This is a genomic window from Clostridium sp. ATCC BAA-442, assembly GCF_964239415.1.
In the GTDB taxonomy this organism is placed as follows: Bacteria; Bacillota; Clostridia; order Oscillospirales; family Oscillospiraceae; genus Flavonifractor; species Flavonifractor plautii.
The window spans coordinates 110,985-130,061 of record NZ_CAXSQB010000002.1 but is presented as its reverse complement, the minus strand read 5'-3'; the positions used below and the strand labels follow the sequence as shown (position 1 = coordinate 130,061).

18 protein-coding genes and 1 riboswitch are annotated in these 19,077 nt (G+C 63.8%); of the genes, 5 read left to right on the top strand and 13 right to left on the bottom strand.

The features are described from left to right. Positions 1 to 53: 53 nt before the first annotated feature. The 6 genes from ACESY8_RS01705 to ACESY8_RS01680 form a co-directional block, all read right to left on the bottom strand. Positions 54 to 890 carry an SAM-dependent methyltransferase gene (locus ACESY8_RS01705; protein WP_195324875.1) on the bottom strand — a complete coding sequence of 279 codons (837 nt, stop codon included), beginning with the start codon at positions 888 to 890 and terminating at the stop codon, positions 54 to 56. Further along, positions 887 to 1,684 (bottom strand): ATP-binding cassette domain-containing protein, encoded by a 798-nt coding sequence (locus tag ACESY8_RS01700; RefSeq protein ID WP_204681503.1) that lies wholly within the window; start codon positions 1,682 to 1,684, stop codon positions 887 to 889. The genes ACESY8_RS01705 and ACESY8_RS01700 overlap by 4 nt, the downstream gene beginning before the upstream one ends. Further along, a complete protein-coding gene (locus tag ACESY8_RS01695; protein WP_054339185.1) occupies positions 1,677 to 2,618 on the bottom strand; it encodes an ABC transporter ATP-binding protein in 942 nt (313 codons plus the stop codon). The genes ACESY8_RS01700 and ACESY8_RS01695 overlap by 8 nt, the downstream gene beginning before the upstream one ends. Before the next feature lie 2 nt (positions 2,619 to 2,620). After that, positions 2,621 to 3,457, bottom strand: coding sequence for an ABC transporter permease (locus ACESY8_RS01690; protein ID WP_065535399.1), 837 nt, complete (start codon positions 3,455 to 3,457; stop codon positions 2,621 to 2,623). Beyond that, positions 3,454 to 4,407 (bottom strand): ABC transporter permease, encoded by a 954-nt coding sequence (locus tag ACESY8_RS01685; protein ID WP_007491709.1) that lies wholly within the window; start codon positions 4,405 to 4,407, stop codon positions 3,454 to 3,456. The genes ACESY8_RS01690 and ACESY8_RS01685 overlap by 4 nt, the downstream gene beginning before the upstream one ends. A 78-nt stretch (positions 4,408 to 4,485) precedes the next feature. Further along, positions 4,486 to 6,087, bottom strand: coding sequence for an ABC transporter substrate-binding protein (locus ACESY8_RS01680; RefSeq protein WP_434307880.1), 1,602 nt, complete (start codon positions 6,085 to 6,087; stop codon positions 4,486 to 4,488). Positions 6,088 to 6,221: 134 nt separating this feature from the next. Continuing rightward, positions 6,222 to 6,402: riboswitch (cobalamin riboswitch) on the bottom strand. Positions 6,403 to 6,690: 288 nt separating this feature from the next. Between ACESY8_RS01680 and ACESY8_RS01675 the strand changes: the two genes are divergently transcribed. The 5 genes from ACESY8_RS01675 to eutC all read left to right on the top strand — a co-directional run bounded on the left by ACESY8_RS01675 (position 6,691) and on the right by eutC (position 11,097). Continuing rightward, on the top strand, positions 6,691 to 7,296 hold the full coding sequence (locus ACESY8_RS01675) for an ANTAR domain-containing response regulator (RefSeq protein ID WP_009258939.1): 606 nt from the start codon (positions 6,691 to 6,693) through the stop codon (positions 7,294 to 7,296). Then, a complete protein-coding gene (locus ACESY8_RS01670; protein ID WP_498794505.1) occupies positions 7,289 to 8,491 on the top strand; it encodes a sensor histidine kinase in 1,203 nt (400 codons plus the stop codon). The genes ACESY8_RS01675 and ACESY8_RS01670 overlap by 8 nt, the downstream gene beginning before the upstream one ends. A 24-nt stretch (positions 8,492 to 8,515) precedes the next feature. Then, positions 8,516 to 8,662, top strand: coding sequence for a hypothetical protein (locus tag ACESY8_RS01665; protein ID WP_498794503.1), 147 nt, complete (start codon positions 8,516 to 8,518; stop codon positions 8,660 to 8,662). A gap of 172 nt (positions 8,663 to 8,834) precedes the next feature. Further along, the gene (locus ACESY8_RS01660; RefSeq protein WP_007491718.1) at positions 8,835 to 10,202 is read left to right on the top strand and encodes an ethanolamine ammonia-lyase subunit EutB; all 1,368 of its coding nucleotides are present in this window, start codon (positions 8,835 to 8,837) and stop codon (positions 10,200 to 10,202) included. 16 nt (positions 10,203 to 10,218) lie between these two features. After that, positions 10,219 to 11,097 (top strand): ethanolamine ammonia-lyase subunit EutC, encoded by an 879-nt coding sequence (gene eutC / locus ACESY8_RS01655; RefSeq protein ID WP_054339186.1) that lies wholly within the window; start codon positions 10,219 to 10,221, stop codon positions 11,095 to 11,097. 607 nt (positions 11,098 to 11,704) lie between these two features. Here the strand turns inward: eutC and lpdD are convergent. The 7 genes from lpdD to ACESY8_RS01620 form a co-directional block, all read right to left on the bottom strand. Next, positions 11,705 to 12,097 (bottom strand): prenylated flavin chaperone LpdD, encoded by a 393-nt coding sequence (lpdD, locus tag ACESY8_RS01650; RefSeq protein WP_024723623.1) that lies wholly within the window; start codon positions 12,095 to 12,097, stop codon positions 11,705 to 11,707. Positions 12,098 to 12,526: 429 nt separating this feature from the next. After that, positions 12,527 to 13,552: a PfkB family carbohydrate kinase gene (locus ACESY8_RS01645; protein ID WP_054339187.1), complete on the bottom strand. Its 1,026-nt coding sequence runs from the start codon at positions 13,550 to 13,552 to the stop codon at positions 12,527 to 12,529. 13 nt (positions 13,553 to 13,565) lie between these two features. Further along, positions 13,566 to 14,528, bottom strand: a complete 963-nt coding sequence (gene eda, locus ACESY8_RS01640; protein ID WP_024723625.1) for a bifunctional 4-hydroxy-2-oxoglutarate aldolase/2-dehydro-3-deoxy-phosphogluconate aldolase — start codon at positions 14,526 to 14,528, stop codon at positions 13,566 to 13,568. A 23-nt stretch (positions 14,529 to 14,551) separates the two neighbouring features. Beyond that, positions 14,552 to 15,661, bottom strand: a complete 1,110-nt coding sequence (gene uxuA / locus ACESY8_RS01635) for a mannonate dehydratase (RefSeq protein WP_024723626.1) — start codon at positions 15,659 to 15,661, stop codon at positions 14,552 to 14,554. A gap of 68 nt (positions 15,662 to 15,729) precedes the next feature. After that, complete coding sequence (locus ACESY8_RS01630) at positions 15,730 to 17,352, bottom strand: mannitol dehydrogenase family protein (RefSeq protein WP_054339188.1); 1,623 nt, start codon at positions 17,350 to 17,352, stop codon at positions 15,730 to 15,732. A gap of 16 nt (positions 17,353 to 17,368) precedes the next feature. Beyond that, positions 17,369 to 18,043, bottom strand: coding sequence for an amino acid ABC transporter permease (locus ACESY8_RS01625; RefSeq protein ID WP_007490544.1), 675 nt, complete (start codon positions 18,041 to 18,043; stop codon positions 17,369 to 17,371). An 86-nt stretch (positions 18,044 to 18,129) separates the two neighbouring features. Continuing rightward, entirely contained in the window at positions 18,130 to 19,035 is a 906-nt protein-coding gene (locus ACESY8_RS01620) for a transporter substrate-binding domain-containing protein (RefSeq protein WP_007490546.1), read from the bottom strand. Positions 19,036 to 19,077: the final 42 nt, after the last annotated feature.

Sequence of the window (19,077 nt, the reverse complement as noted above, 5' to 3'; positions counted from 1 at the left end):
CCCCCCCCCCCCCCCCCCCCCCCCCCCCCCCCTTCTGCATGACGCGGGGCGGCTCAGTCCCGGTGGACCGGCGTCCACCACACCACGCCGCTGCGGTATTTCACGTTTGCGCGCCAGCTCCCGTCCGGCCTCTGGGTGAAGTGGCGGCACAGGATGGCCCTGGCGGTCTCCCCGTCCACCGCGCCGGGGGCGCAGCGGGCGCACTCCCCCCGCACCAGGGCGTCGGTGTCCGGGTAGGACAGCTCCTTCTCAAAGGGGAGCACCATCACATTGGCGTCAATGCCCATCTGGTAGAGCACCCCCACGAAGTAGATGTAGTCCTTCCACTCCCAGCTCACCCGGCCTCCCGCCGCGTCCAGCTCATGGAGCCAGGCGGGGGCCAGGCCGGTGTTCATGCCCGCCACGCACAGCTTGTCCGCCGCCCGGTCCATCCGCCGGAAGCAGTCGGCCAGATCCGCCTGCCGGTAGAAGCAGTTATAGCCGAAAACCAGATCGTACCGCCGCCCAGGCGTGAACGCCTCCCACTTGGCATGGAAGGCGGTGATATTGTCCCGGCCGCGCTCCGCCCCGGCCCGGAGGACGAAGTCCAGCACGTCCCGGGAGAGATCCACGCAGGCCACCTCCCGGCACAGCTCCGCTAGGGTCAGGGTATAGCTGCCCCAGCCGGGCCCCACCTCCAGGGCGGTCTCCACCCCGCGGGCCCGCAGCAGGGGGCGCAGGCGCTCCAGCACCTGGAGGGCGGAGGGCTCCGGGGCATAGGTCTTGCGTGTCATGAAGGCGTGCCAGAAGTCCCGCTCCGCCTGGTCGTCGGTCATCCGGGGGGAGGCGCTGGCCGCCACGTGCTCCGCCCACTGCCGGGCGAAGTCGGTCATGGGCACCCGCTCCCTCATGTCTCCCCGCCTCCCTCCCAGTGGGTGTAGGAGTAGAGCAGCTCCCTGGTGTAGGGGTGGACGGGGGCCTCCATCACCTGGTCCCGGCTGCCCACCTCCACCAGCCGTCCCCTCTGCATGACGCCGATGGTGTGGCTGATCCACCCCAGCAGCTCGATGTCGTGGGTGATGTAGAGGTACGTCAGCCCCAGCCGCTCCTGGAGCTCCCGCAGCAGATTCATGATGCTGGCCTGCACCGACACGTCCAGCATGGAGGTGGGCTCGTCCAGCAGCAGCACCTCCGGCTCCAGCAGCAGGGCCCGGCAGATCACCAGCCGCTGGCCCTCGCCCCCACTGATCTGGTGGGGGTAGCGGGAGAGCAGGTAGTCGGGCAGGCCCACCTGCCCCAGCGCGGCCCGGATCTTCTCCATCCGCTCCTCCCGGCTCTCCCCCAGCCGGTGGATGGCCATGGCCTCCAGCAGACTGTCCCGGATGCGCATGGAGGGGTCCAGGGAGGCCTCCGGATTCTGGAAGATGATCTGCACCCGCCGGTGGTACGCCCGGCTCCCCTTCCGGTCCAGGCGTGCGATGTCCTCCCCCTCGAAGCGGATGCGCCCCCCGGAGGGCTTGAGGACGCGGGTGATTATACGGGAAAGGGTGGTCTTGCCGCAGCCGCTGTTGCCCACCAGCCCGAAGGTTTTCCCCCGCTCCAGGGCAAAGCTCACCCGATCCACCGCCCGGACGGTATGGGTGCGGAACACGCCGCTGGAGAACGTCCGGCTGACCTCCTCCAGCTCCAGCACCTTATTATTCATAAAGGAAGCACCTCACCTTCCCGCCCGTGGGCAGCGTGACCTCCCCCGGCACCTCCCGGCCGCAGCGCTCCATGGCCCTGGGGCAGCGGGGGTAGAAGGGGCAGCCGGTGTGCTCCAGCCGTCCGGGGTCCGGGGGCGGTATGGGCACCATGCCCCGGCTGGGCAGGGAATGGATCAGGCCGGCGGTATAGGGGTGGCGTGGCCGCTCCATGACCTCCTCCGCCGTGCCCTGCTCGATGATCCGGCCCATGTAGAGTACCCGGATGTCGTCGCACAGCCGGCGGGCCAGGGCCAGATCGTGGGTGATGACGAGCATGCTGCAGTGGTGCTCGGTGTAGATCTGGCGCAGGACGGAGTACACCTGGTTGCGGATCACCGCGTCCAGGCCCTTAGTGGGCTCGTCGGCGATCACCCACCCCGGCCGGCAGGCCAGCCCCAGGGCGGACACCAGCCGCTGGTTCATGCCGCCGCTCATCTGGAAGGAATACTGGTTCAGGATGCGCTCCGGCTCCTCGAAGCCGAAGCGGCGGAGCAGCTCGGCGGCCTGGGCCTCCGCCTCCCTCCGCTTCCAGCGCCCGTGGGTGGTGATGGCCTCGGTGAGCTGGCGGCGGAGCTTCATCACCGGGTCCAGGGAGGCGCCGGGGTTCTGGGGGATGAGGCCGATGGCCGCCCCCCGCAGCCTGCGCAGCCGCCGCAGGGGCATGGAGTAGAGCTCGTCTTCTCCGAAGAAGCACTTCCCCGTCACCCGGGCCGTATTGGGCAGCAGACGCAGCAGGGACATGCCCATGACGCTCTTGCCGCTGCCGCTCTCCCCGATGACGCCGGAGATGCGCCCCGCCCGGAAGGTGGTGGACAGGTCGTTGACCGCGTACACCGGCCCCTGGGCGGTGTCGAAGCATACCGACAGGTGCTGAATCTCAATGTCCGGTACCATGCTCACAGCTCCTTCACCGCGTCCTGCTTCACGTCCAGCCGGTCCCGCAGCAGATCGCCCAGCAGGTTGATGGACAGGGTCAGCAGGATAATACAGATGCCCGGCGCCCACAGCAGATGGGGGGCGCTGCGGAAGTACCGGCGGGCGGTGCCGCTGACCATCTCCCCCCAGTCGGGGGTGGGGGGCTCGATGCCCAGGCCCAGATAGCTCAGGCCCGCCACCGACAGCACCACCCGCCCCACCCGGGTGGTGAACTGGAGGATCACGTTGGTGCGGATGTTGGGCAGCACGTGGCGGAGGACGATGCGCAGGTGCCCCGCCCCCAGGCAGCGCATGCCCTCGACGTACATCTCGCTCTTGACCTTCATGACCTCCCCCCGCACCAGGCGGGAAAAGCCCACCCACGAGGTGATGACCAGGGCCAGGATGATGCTCCGGGTGCCCCGCTCCAGGACGCCCACCAGGGCGATCATCAGTACCATGCCAGGCAGGCCCTGGAACACGTTGGAGACGGCGGTAATCACGCCGTCCACAATCCCCCCGCAGTAGCCGGCGGCCACGCCGATCACCAGCCCCACGGCCATGGAGCAGGCCGTGGCCGCCACCGCCAGCAGCAGGGAGGCCCGGCCGCCGTAGATCACCCGGCTGAGCACGTCCCGCCCCAGGGCGTCGGTGCCCAGGGGATGGGCCCGGCAGGGGTCCAGCAGGCGCAGCTCCATGTTCACCTCCAGGGGGTCATAGGGGGCCAGCCAGGGGGCGAAGATGGTCATGAGGACAATGGCCCCCAGGATGGCGCACACGAGGGCCAGCTTGATGTTCTGTTTCCGGCGTCTTGTCATGCCTCTCCCCCCTGTAGGCGGATTTTCGGGTTGACCGCAATGTAGAGCAGGTCGATGGCCAGCGTAACGAGCACGAAGGTGGTGCCGGTGATGAGCACATAGCCCTGGATTACGGGGTAGTCCCGGTTCTGGATGGCGGAGAGGACATAGCTGCCCAGGCCGGGGATGGCAAAGATGTTCTCGATGATGGTGCTCCCGCCCAGGATACCGCCGAAGTAGTTGCCGATGAGGGTGATGATGGGCACCAGGGAGTTGCGGAAGGCGTGCCCCACCATCACCGCCCGCTGGGACAGGCCCTTGGCGTTGGCCACCACGATGTACTGCTCCCCCAGTTGGGCCAGGATGTTGCCCCGGGTGAAGCGGGAGGTGGAGCCCACGTTGGCGGCGGAGAGAGCCACGGCGGGCAGCACCAGGGAGGCCAGCCCCCGGTCCAGGCCGCTGGTGGGCAGCAGGTGAAGCCACTCGGCGAACACCGTGATGAGAAACAGGGCCAGCCAGAAGCCGGGCACCGACAGCAGCAGGGTGGACAGCCCCTTGAGCACCGTATCCAGCCATGTGCCGTGGCAGGCCGCCATGAGCACGCCGCCTCCCACGCCGAACACCACCGCCGCCAGCATGGCGGCCAGGGAGACCTTGAGGGTGATGGGCAGCCGGGTCATCAGCTCCTGGGCGATGTCCTTGTTGCCGATGTAGGAGCGGCCCAGATCCCCCCGGAGGGCGTCCCCCAGCCAGTCCAGGTACTGCACCGGCAAGGGCCGGTCCAGGCCCAGCTCGGCGCGCATGTCCGCCCGGTCCTCCTCCGTGGGGAATTCAATGCCGATGCGGAACAGCGCGTCGTCCACCGGGTCGCCGGGGGCGATGCGCCCCAGCAGGAAGGCCGCCAGGGAGATGCCCAGCAGCACCGGGATGAGCACCAGCAGCCTGCGGCCGATGTACTTGAGAATTGCCATGATCCACCGCCTTCGGAGACAGAATACAGGCGGAAAATAAGCCCCCGCCTCGCGGGGGCTTATTTTCACACACGGTCCTTACCCGGCCCAGCAGACCTGGGTGAAGCCGGTCAGGCCGTACACCGTGGCCTGATAGCCGGTGATGTCGCTGGAGGAGGCCACCACCTCCTGGGAGTACAGCACGGGGATGTTGGGGAAGTCTACGGCGGAGATCTCCTGGAGCTCCGTGTAGATCTCGGTCAGGCGGCCGGCGTCCAGGCAGGTAGCCGCCTCCTCGATCAGCTCGTCCACGTGGTCATTGTGGTAGCCCAGGCCGTAGCTGATGTTGGTGCCGCCCTCGGTGTACATAAAGCCCTTGAACAGGGAGAAGGGGTTGGCGGAGGGCAGGCCCTGGATCTTGAGGCACAGGTTGTAGTTGCCCGCCTCCATCTCCTCCTTGCAGGGGCCCCAGTCCATCTGCTGGATGCTGACCTTGATGTTAGTACCCTCGATGTTCTCCAGCAGGGACTGGATGTACTCGGCCTCCTCCTGGTAGGGGTAGCGGTTGGCGTCCACGCCGGGCAGCAGGAACAGCAGCTCCACCTCCTGGTCGCCCACCACCTCGCGGATCAGCTCGGCGCCCCGCTCCGGGTCGTGCTGCACGGGCTGCTCGCGGTAGAAGGCGGAGGTGTAGTTCAGGAAGCCGCCGGCGGCGAGGCCGTAGCCGTTGTAGAAGCTGTCGATGATGGTCTGGCGGTCCAGCAGCAGGGACAGGCCCTCCCGCATGCGCACGTCGTTGAAGGGGAAGGCGCCGCCGTTGACGTTGAGGAAGTGGGTGATGCCGGAGTCGCCCACCGACACGTTGTAGGCCGGATCGCCGTCGATCTCCGCGGCCTGGGAGGGGGAGATGGCGCCCAGATCGCACAGGCCCTGGACCTCGCCGGCCCGCAGGGCGGTGTAGCGGGTCTCGGCGTCGGGGATGACCTTGAAGCGGAAGGTCTTGGCGATGCCGGGGGTACCCCAGTAGTTATCGTTGCGCTCGATGACGCAGTACTGGCCCAGCACGTTCTCGGTCACCACGTAGGGGCCGGTGCCGATGGGGAAGCCGGCGAAGGTGCCGTCCTCGGCGAAGCAGGAGGGCTCGAAGATGGCGGAGCCGTAGTTGACCATGGTGTAGTCCAGCAGGGGCTGCCCCTCGGAGAGCGTGAGCACCACGGTGTAGTCGTCGGTCTTCTCGTAGGAGACCAGGCCGGGGTAGATGGTGTTGATGTTCATGCCGTAGAAGGAGGACTCGAAGGGCCCCTTCTTCATGCGGTCGAAGTTGGCCAGCACGCTGTCGGCGTTGAAGGGAGTGCCGTTGGAGAAGGTGACCCCCTCCCGCAGATGGAAGGTCCACACGGTGGAGTCCTCGTTGTGCTCCCACTCGGTGGCCAGGGCGGGGGCGGGCTTGCCGCTCTCGTCCTTGGTGATCAGGGGCTCCCACACGCCCAGGGACATGGAGGCGTAGTAGGCGTCCTGCTCGCCGGGGCACTGGTCGCGGGAGGCGGCAAAGACGATCTCGCGGGTCTGGTCCACGGCGGCAGGGGTTTCGCTGCCCGCCGGGGCGGAGGTCTGGGCATCCGGCGCGGGCGCGCCGCCGCAGCCCGACAGGGACAGGGCACAGGCAACGGCAAGCAGCAGAGACAGGGTGCGCTTTTTCATGTTCATGCTCCTCTCAAATTGACTGACGCATGAATCCATGCACAAAAAAACTCCCCCCTGTTTTCCAGAGAGGAGCCGCAATCGGATGACAGGCCGGCAGACCGGCGCTGCACAGCTTTCCCCACCGAAAGAACGTGCACACACCGCAGGCGGCTGGTCTCCTGGCTTGGACTCATCCTCACGCCCGCCTTCCCATCCGGCGTACCGGACAGTGACATATCTGGGCGCTTGTCATCCTTACAGTAGAGAGGGCTGCTGCGGATTCTCACCGCATTCCCAATGAAAGCAATCGCTACCGTCTGCTGATTCACTTGTCGGCGTTCATTATAGCCGCGCGCCCCCCGCCTGTCAAGATGGCGGAGGCAGAATATCACAATTTTCTCTCCTATCCCAGCCATAAGTTCCAAATTACGGTTGACAGAAAGGCGGGTTTTTTATATAATATCGTATACAATCGAAAGGTCAGGTTATGCCGGGTGTAGCAAACCTGCCGTACTCCACTTCCGGGCGGGAGTGGGTTTGACTTCAGATGCGTGGAGAGCATCTTGAGGCGTTTTTGTGCGCTTCAAGATGCTCTTTTTTGTAAAACGGGAGGACAGGCGTATGGGTGTGACCAGGATGGGCAAGACCACCATTTTCCTGGCTGATGACGATGAGGGCGTTCGCCGTACCTTGCGCACTTTTTTTGAGGGGCTCCCCGGATATCGGGTGGTGGGCGAGGCCTGTGACGGGATGGAGGCGGTGGAGGGCTGCCGGGCGTCGGCCCCTGACGTGGCGCTGCTGGACATCCAGATGCCGCTGCTGGACGGCGTGAGCGTGGCCAGACAGGTTCTGGCGGACCGGGCCGCCAAATGTGTCATCATTCTGACGGCGTTCAGCGACCGGGAGCACATCGAGCGCGTACAGGCGTGCGGGGCGGCGGGGTACCTCACCAAGCCTTTTGAGGCGGAGAAGATTCTGCCTACCATCGAGCTGTGTATTGCGCGCAGCAAGGAGTACTACCTGCTGAACAAGGAGTATCAGCACCTGAGCCGGCGCTGTCAGAACCGGGAGCCCATCGACCAGGCCAAGCTCCTGCTGATGGAGACCAGGGGGATGCGCGAGGACGAGGCCTACCAGTACATTCGGGAGCTCAGCCGCCGCAAGGGCATGTCTATGGCCCGGGTCGCCAGCTATCTGCTGGCCCAGCAGGAGGAGCGGCATGATTAGCGCCACGCGGATGCTCTGTCAGAAATACACGGATCTCACGGACGCGGAGATCTCCTACCTGGAATCCTATGGCGCCCTGCTCCCCGCCCTGGCCAACGCCGAGCAGGCGGATGTCTTCATCGACTGCCGGACCGTCAGCGGGCGCTCTGCCATCGTGGTCTGTGAGGCGAAGCCCCAAACCGTCCCCTCCAACTACCGCAGCTCCATCCTGGGTATGCTGATCCACTGGCGGGACGAGCCGGCGGTGGACCGCTCCTTCCGTCTGGCGGTTCCCACCTCCGGGGTGCGGGCGGTCTCCATGCCGGAGGACCGCCGGATCGTCCAGTCGGTGGAACCCCTCTTTTATGAGGGGCGGCTGATCGGCGTCCTCATCTATGAGCGGCCCGCTCTGGCCGCCGAGGAGCCGCCGCCCGCTGGGGAGCGGGAGGCGGAGCAGGCGTCCGGGGCTCTGGACTGGGCTGCGGTATCCCCCTGTCTGGACGACGCCGTCCTTTTCCTGGATGAGGAGGACCGGGTCTGCGGCTTCAACCCGGCGGCCACAGCCCTCTACCGCCGGATGGGTTACATCGGCACTCTGGCCGGGATGCCCGTCAACAACATTCAGCCCGCCGCCCTCAGCGAGTGCGACCAGGACAGGCACGAGACGGCCCTGGCCAACCGGGTACTCCAGTACCAGCGCCTCCCTCTCTCCTCCGGGCAGGCCCGGGCGGCGCTCATCATCCACGACCTCACCCGCCAGCGGCAGCTAGAGGAGGAGCTGGCCCTGCAGCGGACGGCACTTCAGGAGCTGCGGCACCGCATGAAAAACAACCTTCAGATGCTCGCCAACCTCACCCGGAGCCGGGGCTGTGATCCGGCCGAGTCCCCGCCGGTGCAGACCGCCCTTCTGGATACGGCCAACCGGCTGCTCTCCCTGGCCGCCACGCTGGATGGCATCGTACAGGTCTCCCGGGAGAAGGTCTCCCTCCTTCAGATTCTGGAGCAGATCCGCCGGTACATGCTCCAGACCCTTCTGCCCTCCGCCCGCCGTGTCACCATCCACGTGGGCGGCGAGGACGTCATTGTGTCCGCGGACTGCGCCTCCTCGGTGGCCCTGGTGGTCAACGAGCTGGTGCAGAACGCCCTGAAATACGCCTTTCCCTCCGGCCAGGCGGGAAGGATCGGCATCGAGCTCCACAGCGGGCGCCCCCTCTGACAGCTCACCGTCTGGGACAACGGCGTGGGCTTCCAGGCGGACCGCCCTCGCCCCGGAGGCGCCGGTCTGGAGCTGGCCTCCACGATCGTGCGGGAGAAGCTCACCGGCGAGTGGAGCGTGGAGAGCGGCCCCGGCGGGACGCGGATCTCCTTCGACTTTCTGGAGCAGTAAAACCAAATCGTGCGCCGACCTGAGGCTATGGCGGCGCGTACAAGAGCACGGGCGATGCAGCCCAGGGACAGCGCAGGCGCTGCCCCTGGGCTGTTTTGCATAAACAGCCAAATTTGACAAGCTTGAAACGGGCGCCGAGGGGGCGTCCGGCGCAAAGGAGAGGTGCAGCAGAATGAAATTGAAAACCACACTGAACGGCCAGACCTTCGCCTTCCGCGACATCAGGGATGTCCTGGCCAAGGCCAACGAGCCCAAGGCCGCCGACCGGCTTCAGGGCGTGGCCGCCGAAACCGTGACGGAGCGGGTGGCGGCCAAAGTCGTCCTGTCCGAGCTGACGGTGGGCGAGCTGACCGAGAACCCCACCGTCCCCTATGAAAAGGACGAGGTGACCCGGGTCAATCTCGACGGACTCAACCAGCCCACCTACCAGCGTTTCAAGGGCATGACCATTGGCGAGCTGCGGGAGTGGATTCTGGACCACAAAACTACGGGGGACGACCTGGTACGCAGTTGCCGGGCCTTCACCGGCGAGGTAGCGGCGGCCGTGGCCAAGCTCATGTCCGCCATGGATCTGGTCTACGGCGCCAGCAAAATTCACCACATCACCCGCTGCAACACCACCATCGGCCAGCCGGGCGTGCTGGCCTTCCGCAACCAGCCCAACAGCCCCACCGACGACCCCGAGGAGATCCTGATCCAGATGATGGAGGGCGTCTCCTACGGCTGCGGCGACGCCTGCATGGGCATCAACCCTGTGGAAAACAATGTGGAGAGCACCCGGCGTATCGCGGATGCGGTCTACAGCTTTATCTGCCGCAACGACATCCCCACCCAACTGGTGGTTCTCTCCCACATGACCACCCAGATGGACGCCATTCGGAAGGGCGCGCCTTTGAGCATGATTTTCCAGTCCATCGCCGGCACAGAGGCCGCCAACAACGACTTCGGCGTGAGCCGCCAGCTCTGCACGGAGGCCTATGAACTGGCCTGCCAGCACGCCCTGAGCACCGGCCCCAACCTGCTCTATTTTGAGACCGGCCAGGGCTCCGAGGTGTCCATTGGCGCCGACTGCGGGGTGGACGAGATGACCCTGGAGGCCCGTACCTACGGCTTTGGCCGCTTTTTCCGCCCCTTCATGGTGAACAACGTGTCCGGCTTCATCGGGCCGGAAACCCTCTACGACGGCAAGGAGATGATCCGGGCCAGCCTGGAGGATCACTTCATGGGCAAGCTGATGGGCCTGCCCATGGGCATGGCCCCCTGCTACACCAACCACACCTCCATTACCCAGGACGAGCAGGAGATGGCCACCATGCTGCTCAACGCCGCGGGGGCCAACTACTACATCGGGGTGCCGGTCAACGACGATATCATGCTCTCCTACCAGGACACCAGCTACCACGACAACGCCACCCTGCGGGAGCTCTCCGGCCGTCTGCCCGCGCCGGAGTTCCACCAGTGGATGATGAAGCGGGGCCTGATTGACGAAAAGGGTGTCCTGACCGAGCTGGCCGGCGACGCCTCCATTTTCCTACAGTGAGAGGGAGGGAACTGATATGAATGAAACCCAACTGAGAGAGCTCATCCTGAAAGCCATCTCCGAGGTAGTGGGCGATACCGCCGGTGCACAGTCCGCCGCTCCCGTCCCCCCGGCCTCCGGCGCGGTGGAGAGCGGAGAGGTCCGCGACCTGTCCGCCGTAGATTTCCGCCAGATTATCGACGTGCCCACCCCCGCCAACCCGGAGGAGTTCCGCCGCATGCGCTCCAAAACGGTGGCCCGCATCGGCGTGTGGCGAGCCGGGCCCCGTTGCCGCACCAACACCTACCTGCGGTTCCGGGCGGATCACGCGGCCGCCATGGACGCCGTGTTTACCGACGTGCCGGAGCGTCTGCTGGAAGAGATGGGCCTGTTCACCGTGCAGACCCTCTGCGAGACCAAGGACATGTACCTCACCCGGCCGGATCTGGGCCGCCGCTTCTCTCAGGAGACTCTGGCCGAGCTCCAGCAGCGCTGCAAGCGCAATCCCGACGTGCAGCTCGTGGTGTCCGACGGCCTGTCCAGCACCTCAGTGTCCGCCAACCTCCGGGACATCCTGCCCGCCATCCTTCAAGGGCTGAGCAGCACGGGGGCCAGTGTGGGCACCCCCTTCTTCATCAAGTACGGCCGTGTGGGAGCCATGGATGCCGTCACCGAGGCCTTGGGCTCCAAGGTCACCGTGATCCTCCTGGGCGAGCGCCCCGGCCTGGCTACCGGCGAGTCCATGAGCGCCTACATGACCTACGGCGGCTATGTGGGCATCCCTGAGGCCAGCCGCACCGTAGTCTCCAACATCCACCGCGGCGGCACCAACCCCGCCGAGGCGGGCGCGTTCATTGCCGAGCTGTGCGGGCGCATGCTGAAGGAGAAGGCCTCCGGCCTAGCTCTCAAACTGTAAACGCGGCCCGGCGCATTCCCTAAATTTAGTACAAACAGAACGTATCACACATAGCTCCCGGATGAAAATATCCAGGGGCACAACATCCACCTGCTTGGTATGGAGGAGTTTCCCATCTCGCGGATAATGCTGGAGATGTTCCAGAGCCGGGAAAGCCGCTCTGAACTCATCAAGTACCAGGCCGACTCCGGGCGGCTTCTCCTCGTCACCCTCTCCTCTGTCTACAGCCCGGACGGACGACTCCCGCGGCGCGGTGGGCAACGCACGGGACATGACCGAGCTGATGCAGCTCCGCCAGCAGATGGACATCACCTATCTGGACTACGACCAGCGAGATTGCCGCCACTCTCGGCATTGATCTGTCGACTCTGGTTCGCAAGATCAAAAAGTACAACCTGCCAAAGCGCCACAACCGTGGAAAATAAAACTGTGAGAGAATCATGTCATAAAGATGCAGGGATGTACCCCAGGAGAGATGGGCTTGCGGCAGGGGCAGCCCAAACCATTCCCTGCTTAGAGGGGGGAGGCTGATGCCTCCCCCCTGTCACCCTCATTTGGATTCGGCTGAACGGTTCTCCTCCGTACTCTACCACCACTTTCACCCGCTTTAAGACAGCCTGTCCGCCCGCACACGGTCTTTGAATTGTCTGCATGCCTCCCTGCAATTCTCCAGAAGGCATTGGATCTCACTGCCATCCGCGTGGTCAATGTGGATGCCGACCGCTACACTGACATTGCATTTCAGCTCGGTAGCCAGATACTTTGCCGCCCACCGTGCCGCCTCGTCGTCTCTGTGTCCGAACACACACAGCACACTGACGGTAGCGCCGCGCATTTTGTGTCCCACTGTTCCGGATTCGTCGCACCCCAGCGCCGCAGCTCCCACATGATGACGGCCCCCACCGCAGATTGTGACACTATAATCCCTGCCACACTGGACAGCACAGAGTTCAATTTCATATTTGCTTTGCCCTGCAATTGTAATACGATACTCCTCCATAGCGCCCCATCCTTATCCCTGAATTTTTATTTATTATACAACAATACTATAGGGAAATCCATCATTAGATTGTGCATCTTAGAGGCAGCTCCACGCTCTGTCGTCCAAAGCGTGGTATAAATTGTTGCCGATAGGACACCGCAATATTATGCTTCTCATTTCAAAAATGAGGCTTGGCTTGGCTGTGCTTTCTCACGGTATTTGCAGCAACATTTCTGCCTCTCAATGCATCTGCCCGAGACTTGAAGGCACAAAACAAATGGTCGGGAACGCAGAGAAAAGGCACTGTATTTCTACGAAATACAGTGCCTTTTCAAACGCTGCGCCGGTCTGAATCGTTCCGCCGTACGGTGTTGAGCATTGACCCAGCGGTATTTCTCCGCTATTTTGTGAGCAGTCCCATTCCGTCTGCGCTCCCCATGACCGGTATCAGCGCTGTACCCGGCCGGAGCCGTCTCCACCGGCCAGCTTTTCGACCTCCGCCACGGTAATGCGGTTAAAATCTCCCTCAATTGAGTGCTTGAGGGCGGAGGCCGCTACGGCAAATTCAATGGCCGCCTGGCTGTCCTTTCCAGCCAGCAGGGCGTAAATCAATCCGCCGCCAAAGCTGTCTCCGCCGCCCACCCGGTCCACGATGCGCAGGTGATACTCCTTGGAGAAGCAGTAGTGTTCCCCATCGTACAGCATGCCGGCCCAGTCGTTGTCGCTGGCGGAAATGGAGCTGCGCAGGGTGATGGCCACCCGCTCAAAGCCGAACTGGTCAGCCAACTGCCTGGCCACACTCTTGTAGCCTTCCTTATTTAACTTGCCGCCAGTGATGTCGGTCTCCGCAGCCTCAATACCGAACACGTCCTTGGCGTCTTCCTCATTGGAGATGCACACGTCCACATACCGGCACAGCTCACTCATGGCCGCCCGGGCCTGCTCCCGGGTCCACAGCTTGCCCCGGTAGTTCAGATCGCAGGAGATCTTGACTCCCCTGGCCTTGGCCGCCCGGCAGGCGTCCTTGCAGATCTCCACCACATTGGGGCCCAGAGCGGGCGTGATGCCGGTAAAGTGGAACCAGTCCGCCCCGGCAAAAATTGCGTCCCAGTCAAAGTCGGCAGACTGGGCCTCCTGGATGGCGGAGTGGGCCCGGTCGTAGATGCACACGCTCCCCCGCTGGGAGGCCCCCTTCTCCAGGAAATAGATGCCCACCCGGTCTCCGCCCCGGACGATATGGGAGGTATCAACGCCAAAGCTGCGCAGGGCGTTGACCGCCGCCTGGCCGATGGCGTGGCCGGGCAGCTTGGTAACATAGACGGAATCCAGCCCGTAGTTGGCCAGAGAGACGGCTACATTGGCCTCCCCGCCGCCGAAGGTGGCCTGCAACTGGTCGTTCTGGAAGAACCTATAATATCCATTGGGGGCCAAACGGAGCATGATCTCGCCAAAAGTTACAACGCGCTTGTTCATGGTACGTCCCTCCTTATTTCTGCACCAGGTGGATAGCAAAGCCCCCAAAGTCTCCCTCCAGGTAGACCGCCTTTGCCCGCCCCTTGGCATCGGTCTTACAGGTGGCGTGGTCAATCGCCACCCCGCGGCGCTCCAGATGATAGATGGCCCGCTCCACACTGTTGGTACCGATGGCGATGTGTCCGTGGACGCCGGGGCCGGGGGCCTTGGTGCACTCCACCGCCGTCCCCGCGTGGTTGGAGCTGTTCCCCGCCCGGAAGGGCAGGCCGAACAGGCCGCAGATGGTCCTGGCCGTGCGCTCGGACGCCTGGGCGTCCAAGCAGTTGATGCCCACATGGGCCAGGCTGAAGCCCAGCATGGTATCCACCGCCTCCCGGGTCAAGCGGGTGATTTCGGCCCAGTTCTCCGCCTCAATGAGGTCTTTTTTCACCATCCAGGTGCCGCCGCAGGCCACAACCTGGTCAAAGGACAGATAATCCATCAGATTTTTGGCGCTGACACCGCCGGTCGGCATCCATTTCAGAGCCTTATAGGGTCCGGCGATGGCTTTGAGCTTGGCCACACCGCCGTTTTGCTCGGCGGGGAAAAACTTGACCGCCTCCAGCCCAAAAGCCATGGCCTGTTCCATCTCGCCTGGGGTAGCGGTACCGGGCAGGATCAGCCCCCCCTTGGCCTTTACATAGCGCACGGTATCGGGGTTGAAGCCGGGACTGACAATAAATTTGGCCCCGGCCGCCAGGGCCCGGTCCACCTGTTCATGGTTTAAAACGGTACCCGCACCCAGAAGCATCTCGGGCACCTCAGCCGCAATCGCCCGCATGGCCTCCTCGGCGGCACAGGTGCGGAAGGTCACCTCTGCCGCAGGCAGCCCTCCCTCCACCAGGGAGCGGGCTAGGGGGACGGCCTTCTTCGCATCGTCAATGGCGATAACCGGGATGATGCCAATGCGGCAAATCTGTTCCAAAATGGGATTCATACTCCATATCCTTTCCCGTCCGGCTACACAGCCGCGGCGCCGTTTTGTCCATTACGCTGAATGTTATTCTTCTGAATCGCTTCCCACAGGCCGTTCAGATAGCTGGCGCCCAGGGCCCGGTCATACAGGCCGTAGCCCGCCCGCCCCTTTTCGTCCCAGATCATGCGTCCGTGGTCGGGGCGTATGTAGCCCTCGAAGCCCACATCGTAATAGGCCTTCATAATTTCGTACAGATCCAGGCTTCCGTCGCCGGAGAGGTGGGCCGCCTCCTCAAACCGGCCGGGGCCGGTGAACTTAATGTTGCGCACATGGGCAAAGTGGATATGTCCCTCTCCGCCGAACTCCCGTACCAGGGCAGGAATGTCGTTACAGGGGCTGGAGCCCAGAGAGCCTGAGCACAAGGTCAGCCCGTTATAGGGGCTGTCCACCAGCTCCACGATGCGGCGCATATTCTCCCGGCAGGTGTAAATGCGGGGCAGGCCGAAGATATCCCAGGGGGGATCGTCGGGGTGGATGGCCATCTTCACATCGTACTGCTCGCAGACGGGAATCACTGCCTCCAGGAAATACTTCAGGTTGCGGAACAGGTCCTCATGGGAGACATTCCGGTATTGGGCAAACAGGCGCTTGAGCTCCGCCATGCGTTCCGGTTCCCAGCCCGCCATCTCAAACTCCCCTGCCCCCTGTTGGATCTGATCCGCGAAGGCCTGTGGGTCGGTGATGCGGTCAATGACTGCCTGATCATAGGCCAGGACTGTGGAGCCGTCGGGCCGCGGCTTGGCCAGATCAGTGCGGGTCCAGTCAAAAACCGGCATAAAGTTGTAGCAGATCACCTTTACACCCGCCTGGCCCAGCCGCCGCACCGTCTCCCGGTAGTTGTCGATATACGCGTCCCGTCCGGGCAGGCCCAGCTTGATGTCCTCATGGACATTGACGCTCTCAATGACCTCCATCTCCAGGCCAGCGGCATTGACTTCCTCTTTGAGGGCTGAGATGCGCTCCGTGGGCCAGAGCGCGCCGGCGGGCAGATCCATCAGGGAGGTGACCACGCCGCTCATGTTGGGGATTTGCTTGATGTATCGCAGCGGTATGGGATCCAGTTGGCTCCCATACCAGCGAAATGTCATCTTCAAGGCTGTTTCCTCCTTACGCTTCCCGCCCTGCTGCCGTCTGAAGGGCGGAACAGAATCCTCTATTTCTGTTATGGCTGTTTACATGCACAATTGCGGTGCAGGGTGGCCCGCACCGCCCCCGGGCCGGCCAGCATGTCCCGGAACATCTCTTCTGTCCTCTCCCCCAGGCCTGCTGCATACAGATCAACCCCAAAGAGGGCTGCATTGGACAGGATGGGGCGGAGCTGTCCTGCCAGGGAATCGGGCCGGCCCACTTCAATTCCCTTCAGGTGGGCCTGGAGCTGGGGCAACATGGGGTCCGGGCTGACAGGCATGGCGTTTCCCCTGTCATCCACCCCCAGCAGGTAGCGGCACCAGCCGGCGAACACCAGGGGGGCGAACTCCAGTCCGGCCAATGCCTGCTCCGACTGCCGTGCATAGCGCCTGAGGGTACCGCCGTAACGGACGGGCAGCTTCTGTGAGGTGTCGGCTGCGATACGCTGCGGTGTATCCGGGATGGCGGGATTGGGGAATCGCTCATGGAGCACCTCGTCAATGAATGCCCTGGGGCTGAGGATACCGGGATCTTCCACCACGGGCAGACTCTCGGCGGCAATATGCTCCACCAGGGCCTTGAGATCTGCATCCCCCATTTCGGCGGCGATGGAGGTATACCCCAGCAGGCAGCCGTACACCGCCAGAGCGGTGTGCAGGGGGTTTAGGCAAGTGCCCACCTTCATCTTTTCCGCCTTCTCCACGGTGGTCCGGTCCGTGAGATACACCCCCGCCCCTTCCAGGGCGGGGCGTCCGTTGGGGAAAGCGTCCTCCAGCACCAGGTACTCCGTGATCTCCGCGTTGACAAAGGGGGCGATAAGGGTGCCCGTGTTGGTGCGGGCAATGGCCATGTCCGCCACACCCAGGCGCCCCAGCTCCTCCTGCACCCGCTCGGAGGGGTGGGGGGTAATTTTGTCGATCATGGACCAGGGGAAGCTCACCCGGCCCTCGTCCTCCAGCCAGTCCAGGAAAGCGGACTCTACCAGCCCCCGCTCCGCCCAGCCCCGGGCCATGGACAGCACCCCGGCGCGGAGCTTCTCCCCGTTGCGGGCACAGTTGTCCATGCTCACCATGGCAATGGGCGCGCCTCCGGCCTGGAAACGGCGGTACAGCAGAGCCGCCGCGATAGACATAGTGTGACGGGGCCCCTCCGGCCCGGCGGCCAGATCCCGCTCCACCACCGGCAGGGGCTTTTTCTCCAGATCGGTTAGGGCGTAGCCCTTCTCGGTAATGGTGAAGCTGGCCATCTGGAGAGTCGGGCTGCAAAACACCCGGGTCAGCCTGGCCCAGTCAGGGCCGGCGCAGTCGGCCTTGAGGCCGCCGGCCACGCTGGCAATCACCTCCCGCTCCTCGCTGCCGTCGGCGCGCATGCGCACCAGCAGGCTCAGGGCGTCATAGGGGCTATAGACCTGGTCAATGATCTGAAAGTCAAAGGATTCGGCGGCCAGGATGCCTGTGTCGGCCCTGCCGGTATTCAAAAGAGTCTGCTGGGCCGCAGCCAGGAACCCCCGGAAGATGTTGCCCGCGCCAAAGTGGAGCCACGCCGGCGCCTCCCAGGTGCGGGCCCGTACGGCAGCCACATCGTAGCGGGGCAGCCGGATACCGGCTTGCGCCCAGGCCGCCCGATCCTGCAGACCTTGCATATTCAAATGTAACATGTTTGCGCCTCTCTCATCACACTCTGGTATCCACCAGATGCTTGCCCAGCTTTTTCTCCAGCATGCCCTGAATTTGGGTCAGGACCGTGCTGAAAATCAGGTAGACAAAGGCGGCCTCGATATACAGCAGCAGCGGCTGGAACTTGACCGCGTTGATGGCCTGGGCAGTCTGGAAGATCTCATGAACGGTAATGGTCGCCACCAGGGAGGTGTCCTTCAGCAGGCTGATGAAGGAGTTACCCAGGGAGGGCACGGCCACCAGGGCGGCCTGGGGGACAATGATCCGGCTCATGGTCTGCCACTTGTTCAGACCCAGAGCCCTGCACGCCTCATTCTGGCCCTTGGGGATGGAGCCCAGGGCTGCACGGATGACCTCGGAGTTATAGGCGCCCTGGCTGATAGTCAGGGCCAAGATGGCCGCCGGGATGGGATCAAGGATGATGCCCACATAGGCCAGGCCAAAAAAGATGATGAAGATTTGTACGATCAGCGGCGTACCGCGGATGACCCAGACATAGAACCAGGAAATGGCTTTTAAGGGCTTCCATTTGGACATCCGCATCAGCGCCACCGCGAAGGCCACGACCAGTCCCAGGATAAACGAAACGAGCATCAGAGGTACCGAAATGGTAAGACCGGCCTTAAAGAGCGGCCAGAACGAATCGATGAGCAACTGAAGGGTATTATCCACAGCGGCCCGCCTCCTTTAGAAATAGTGTTCATAGGGCCGGGGGACCGCCTGCGGCGGCCCCCCGGCGGAAAAGTGCTGGGGTCAGCTTACTTCTGATAGATGCTGGTGCTGTCGGCCACGGACTGGCCAAAGTACTGAACGGTCAGGTCGTAGCAGGTGCCGTCATCGATCATCTCCTGCAGGATCTCGTTGACTTTCTCGGTCAGGGTGTCGGCGCCCTTCTGGAAGGCCACTGCGGACTGGATGATCCACTCCTCGCCCTCCTCGGGCTCATAGATAGCGGCAATCTTCACGTTCATGTCGGGGCGCTCCTTCATGTACTCCTCTACGGCGGCCACATTGTTGACGGTGGCATCGGCGCGGCCGGAGACAATCAGATCCATGGCGGCGGTGAGGGATGCGTCGGACAGCTCCGCGCCCGCCTTGCGGGCCAGATCACCGGCGGTGGAGTTCAGGGCGTTGGCGCAGCTCCTGCCGGCCAGGTCGGCAAAGCTGGTAATCTCCTCGTTGTCACCGGCCACCACCAGGCAGAAGGGGTTCTCGGCGTAAGCAATGGACATGTTGTACTTCTCCTGGCGCTCGGGCTTGGGGTTCACGCCGCAGATGATGCAGTCATAGCGTCCGGAGTCCATGCCGGCCTCCACAGGATCCCAACTGCTAGAGATCTGGAAGTCGGGCTCCACGCCCAGGCGGGAGCAGATCTCCTTGGCGATATCCACCTCAAAGCCGGTAAGCTCGCCGGTGCCATCCTCGTTGTAAACGTAGGGCACCCAGTTGCCCTCAGCGGCGATGGTCAGCTTGCCCGCGTCCAGAACCTTCTGGAGGGAGTCGTCGGCCGCGGGAGCCTCCGTGCCGGGGACAGCCGAACCGGTAGCGGGAGGATTGGTGTCAGGGGGCGTGGAGCCGGAGGGCTCACTGGGACTGCCGCAGGCGGCCAGAGAGAGGACCAGTGCAAGAGAGAGGGCCGCAGGTACGAGTTTCTTCAGCTTCATTTGATTCACCTTTTCCTTTTCTGATTTTTATTGACCGGCGGA

Bases quoted from the DNA above. Each gene is read 5' to 3' on its own strand.
- eutC (WP_054339186.1), top strand. From the start codon at position 10,219: ATGAATGAAACCCAACTGAGAGAGCTCATCCTGAAAGCCATCTCCGAG.
- ACESY8_RS01700 (WP_204681503.1), bottom strand. From the start codon at position 1,684: ATGAATAATAAGGTGCTGGAGCTGGAGGAGGTCAGCCGGACGTTCTCC.
- ACESY8_RS01630 (WP_054339188.1), bottom strand. From the start codon at position 17,352: ATGTTACATTTGAATATGCAAGGTCTGCAGGATCGGGCGGCCTGGGCG.
- ACESY8_RS01645 (WP_054339187.1), bottom strand. From the start codon at position 13,552: ATGAACAAGCGCGTTGTAACTTTTGGCGAGATCATGCTCCGTTTGGCC.
- ACESY8_RS01705 (WP_195324875.1), bottom strand. From the start codon at position 890: ATGAGGGAGCGGGTGCCCATGACCGACTTCGCCCGGCAGTGGGCGGAG.
- ACESY8_RS01675 (WP_009258939.1), top strand. From the start codon at position 6,691: ATGGGTGTGACCAGGATGGGCAAGACCACCATTTTCCTGGCTGATGAC.
- ACESY8_RS01660 (WP_007491718.1), top strand. From the start codon at position 8,835: ATGAAATTGAAAACCACACTGAACGGCCAGACCTTCGCCTTCCGCGAC.
- ACESY8_RS01670 (WP_498794505.1), top strand. From the start codon at position 7,289: ATGATTAGCGCCACGCGGATGCTCTGTCAGAAATACACGGATCTCACG.
- ACESY8_RS01680 (WP_434307880.1), bottom strand. From the start codon at position 6,087: ATGAAAAAGCGCACCCTGTCTCTGCTGCTTGCCGTTGCCTGTGCCCTG.
- eda (WP_024723625.1), bottom strand. From the start codon at position 14,528: ATGAATCCCATTTTGGAACAGATTTGCCGCATTGGCATCATCCCGGTT.
- lpdD (WP_024723623.1), bottom strand. From the start codon at position 12,097: ATGGAGGAGTATCGTATTACAATTGCAGGGCAAAGCAAATATGAAATT.
- ACESY8_RS01685 (WP_007491709.1), bottom strand. From the start codon at position 4,407: ATGGCAATTCTCAAGTACATCGGCCGCAGGCTGCTGGTGCTCATCCCG.
- ACESY8_RS01690 (WP_065535399.1), bottom strand. From the start codon at position 3,457: ATGACAAGACGCCGGAAACAGAACATCAAGCTGGCCCTCGTGTGCGCC.
- ACESY8_RS01695 (WP_054339185.1), bottom strand. From the start codon at position 2,618: ATGGTACCGGACATTGAGATTCAGCACCTGTCGGTATGCTTCGACACC.
- ACESY8_RS01620 (WP_007490546.1), bottom strand. From the start codon at position 19,035: ATGAAGCTGAAGAAACTCGTACCTGCGGCCCTCTCTCTTGCACTGGTC.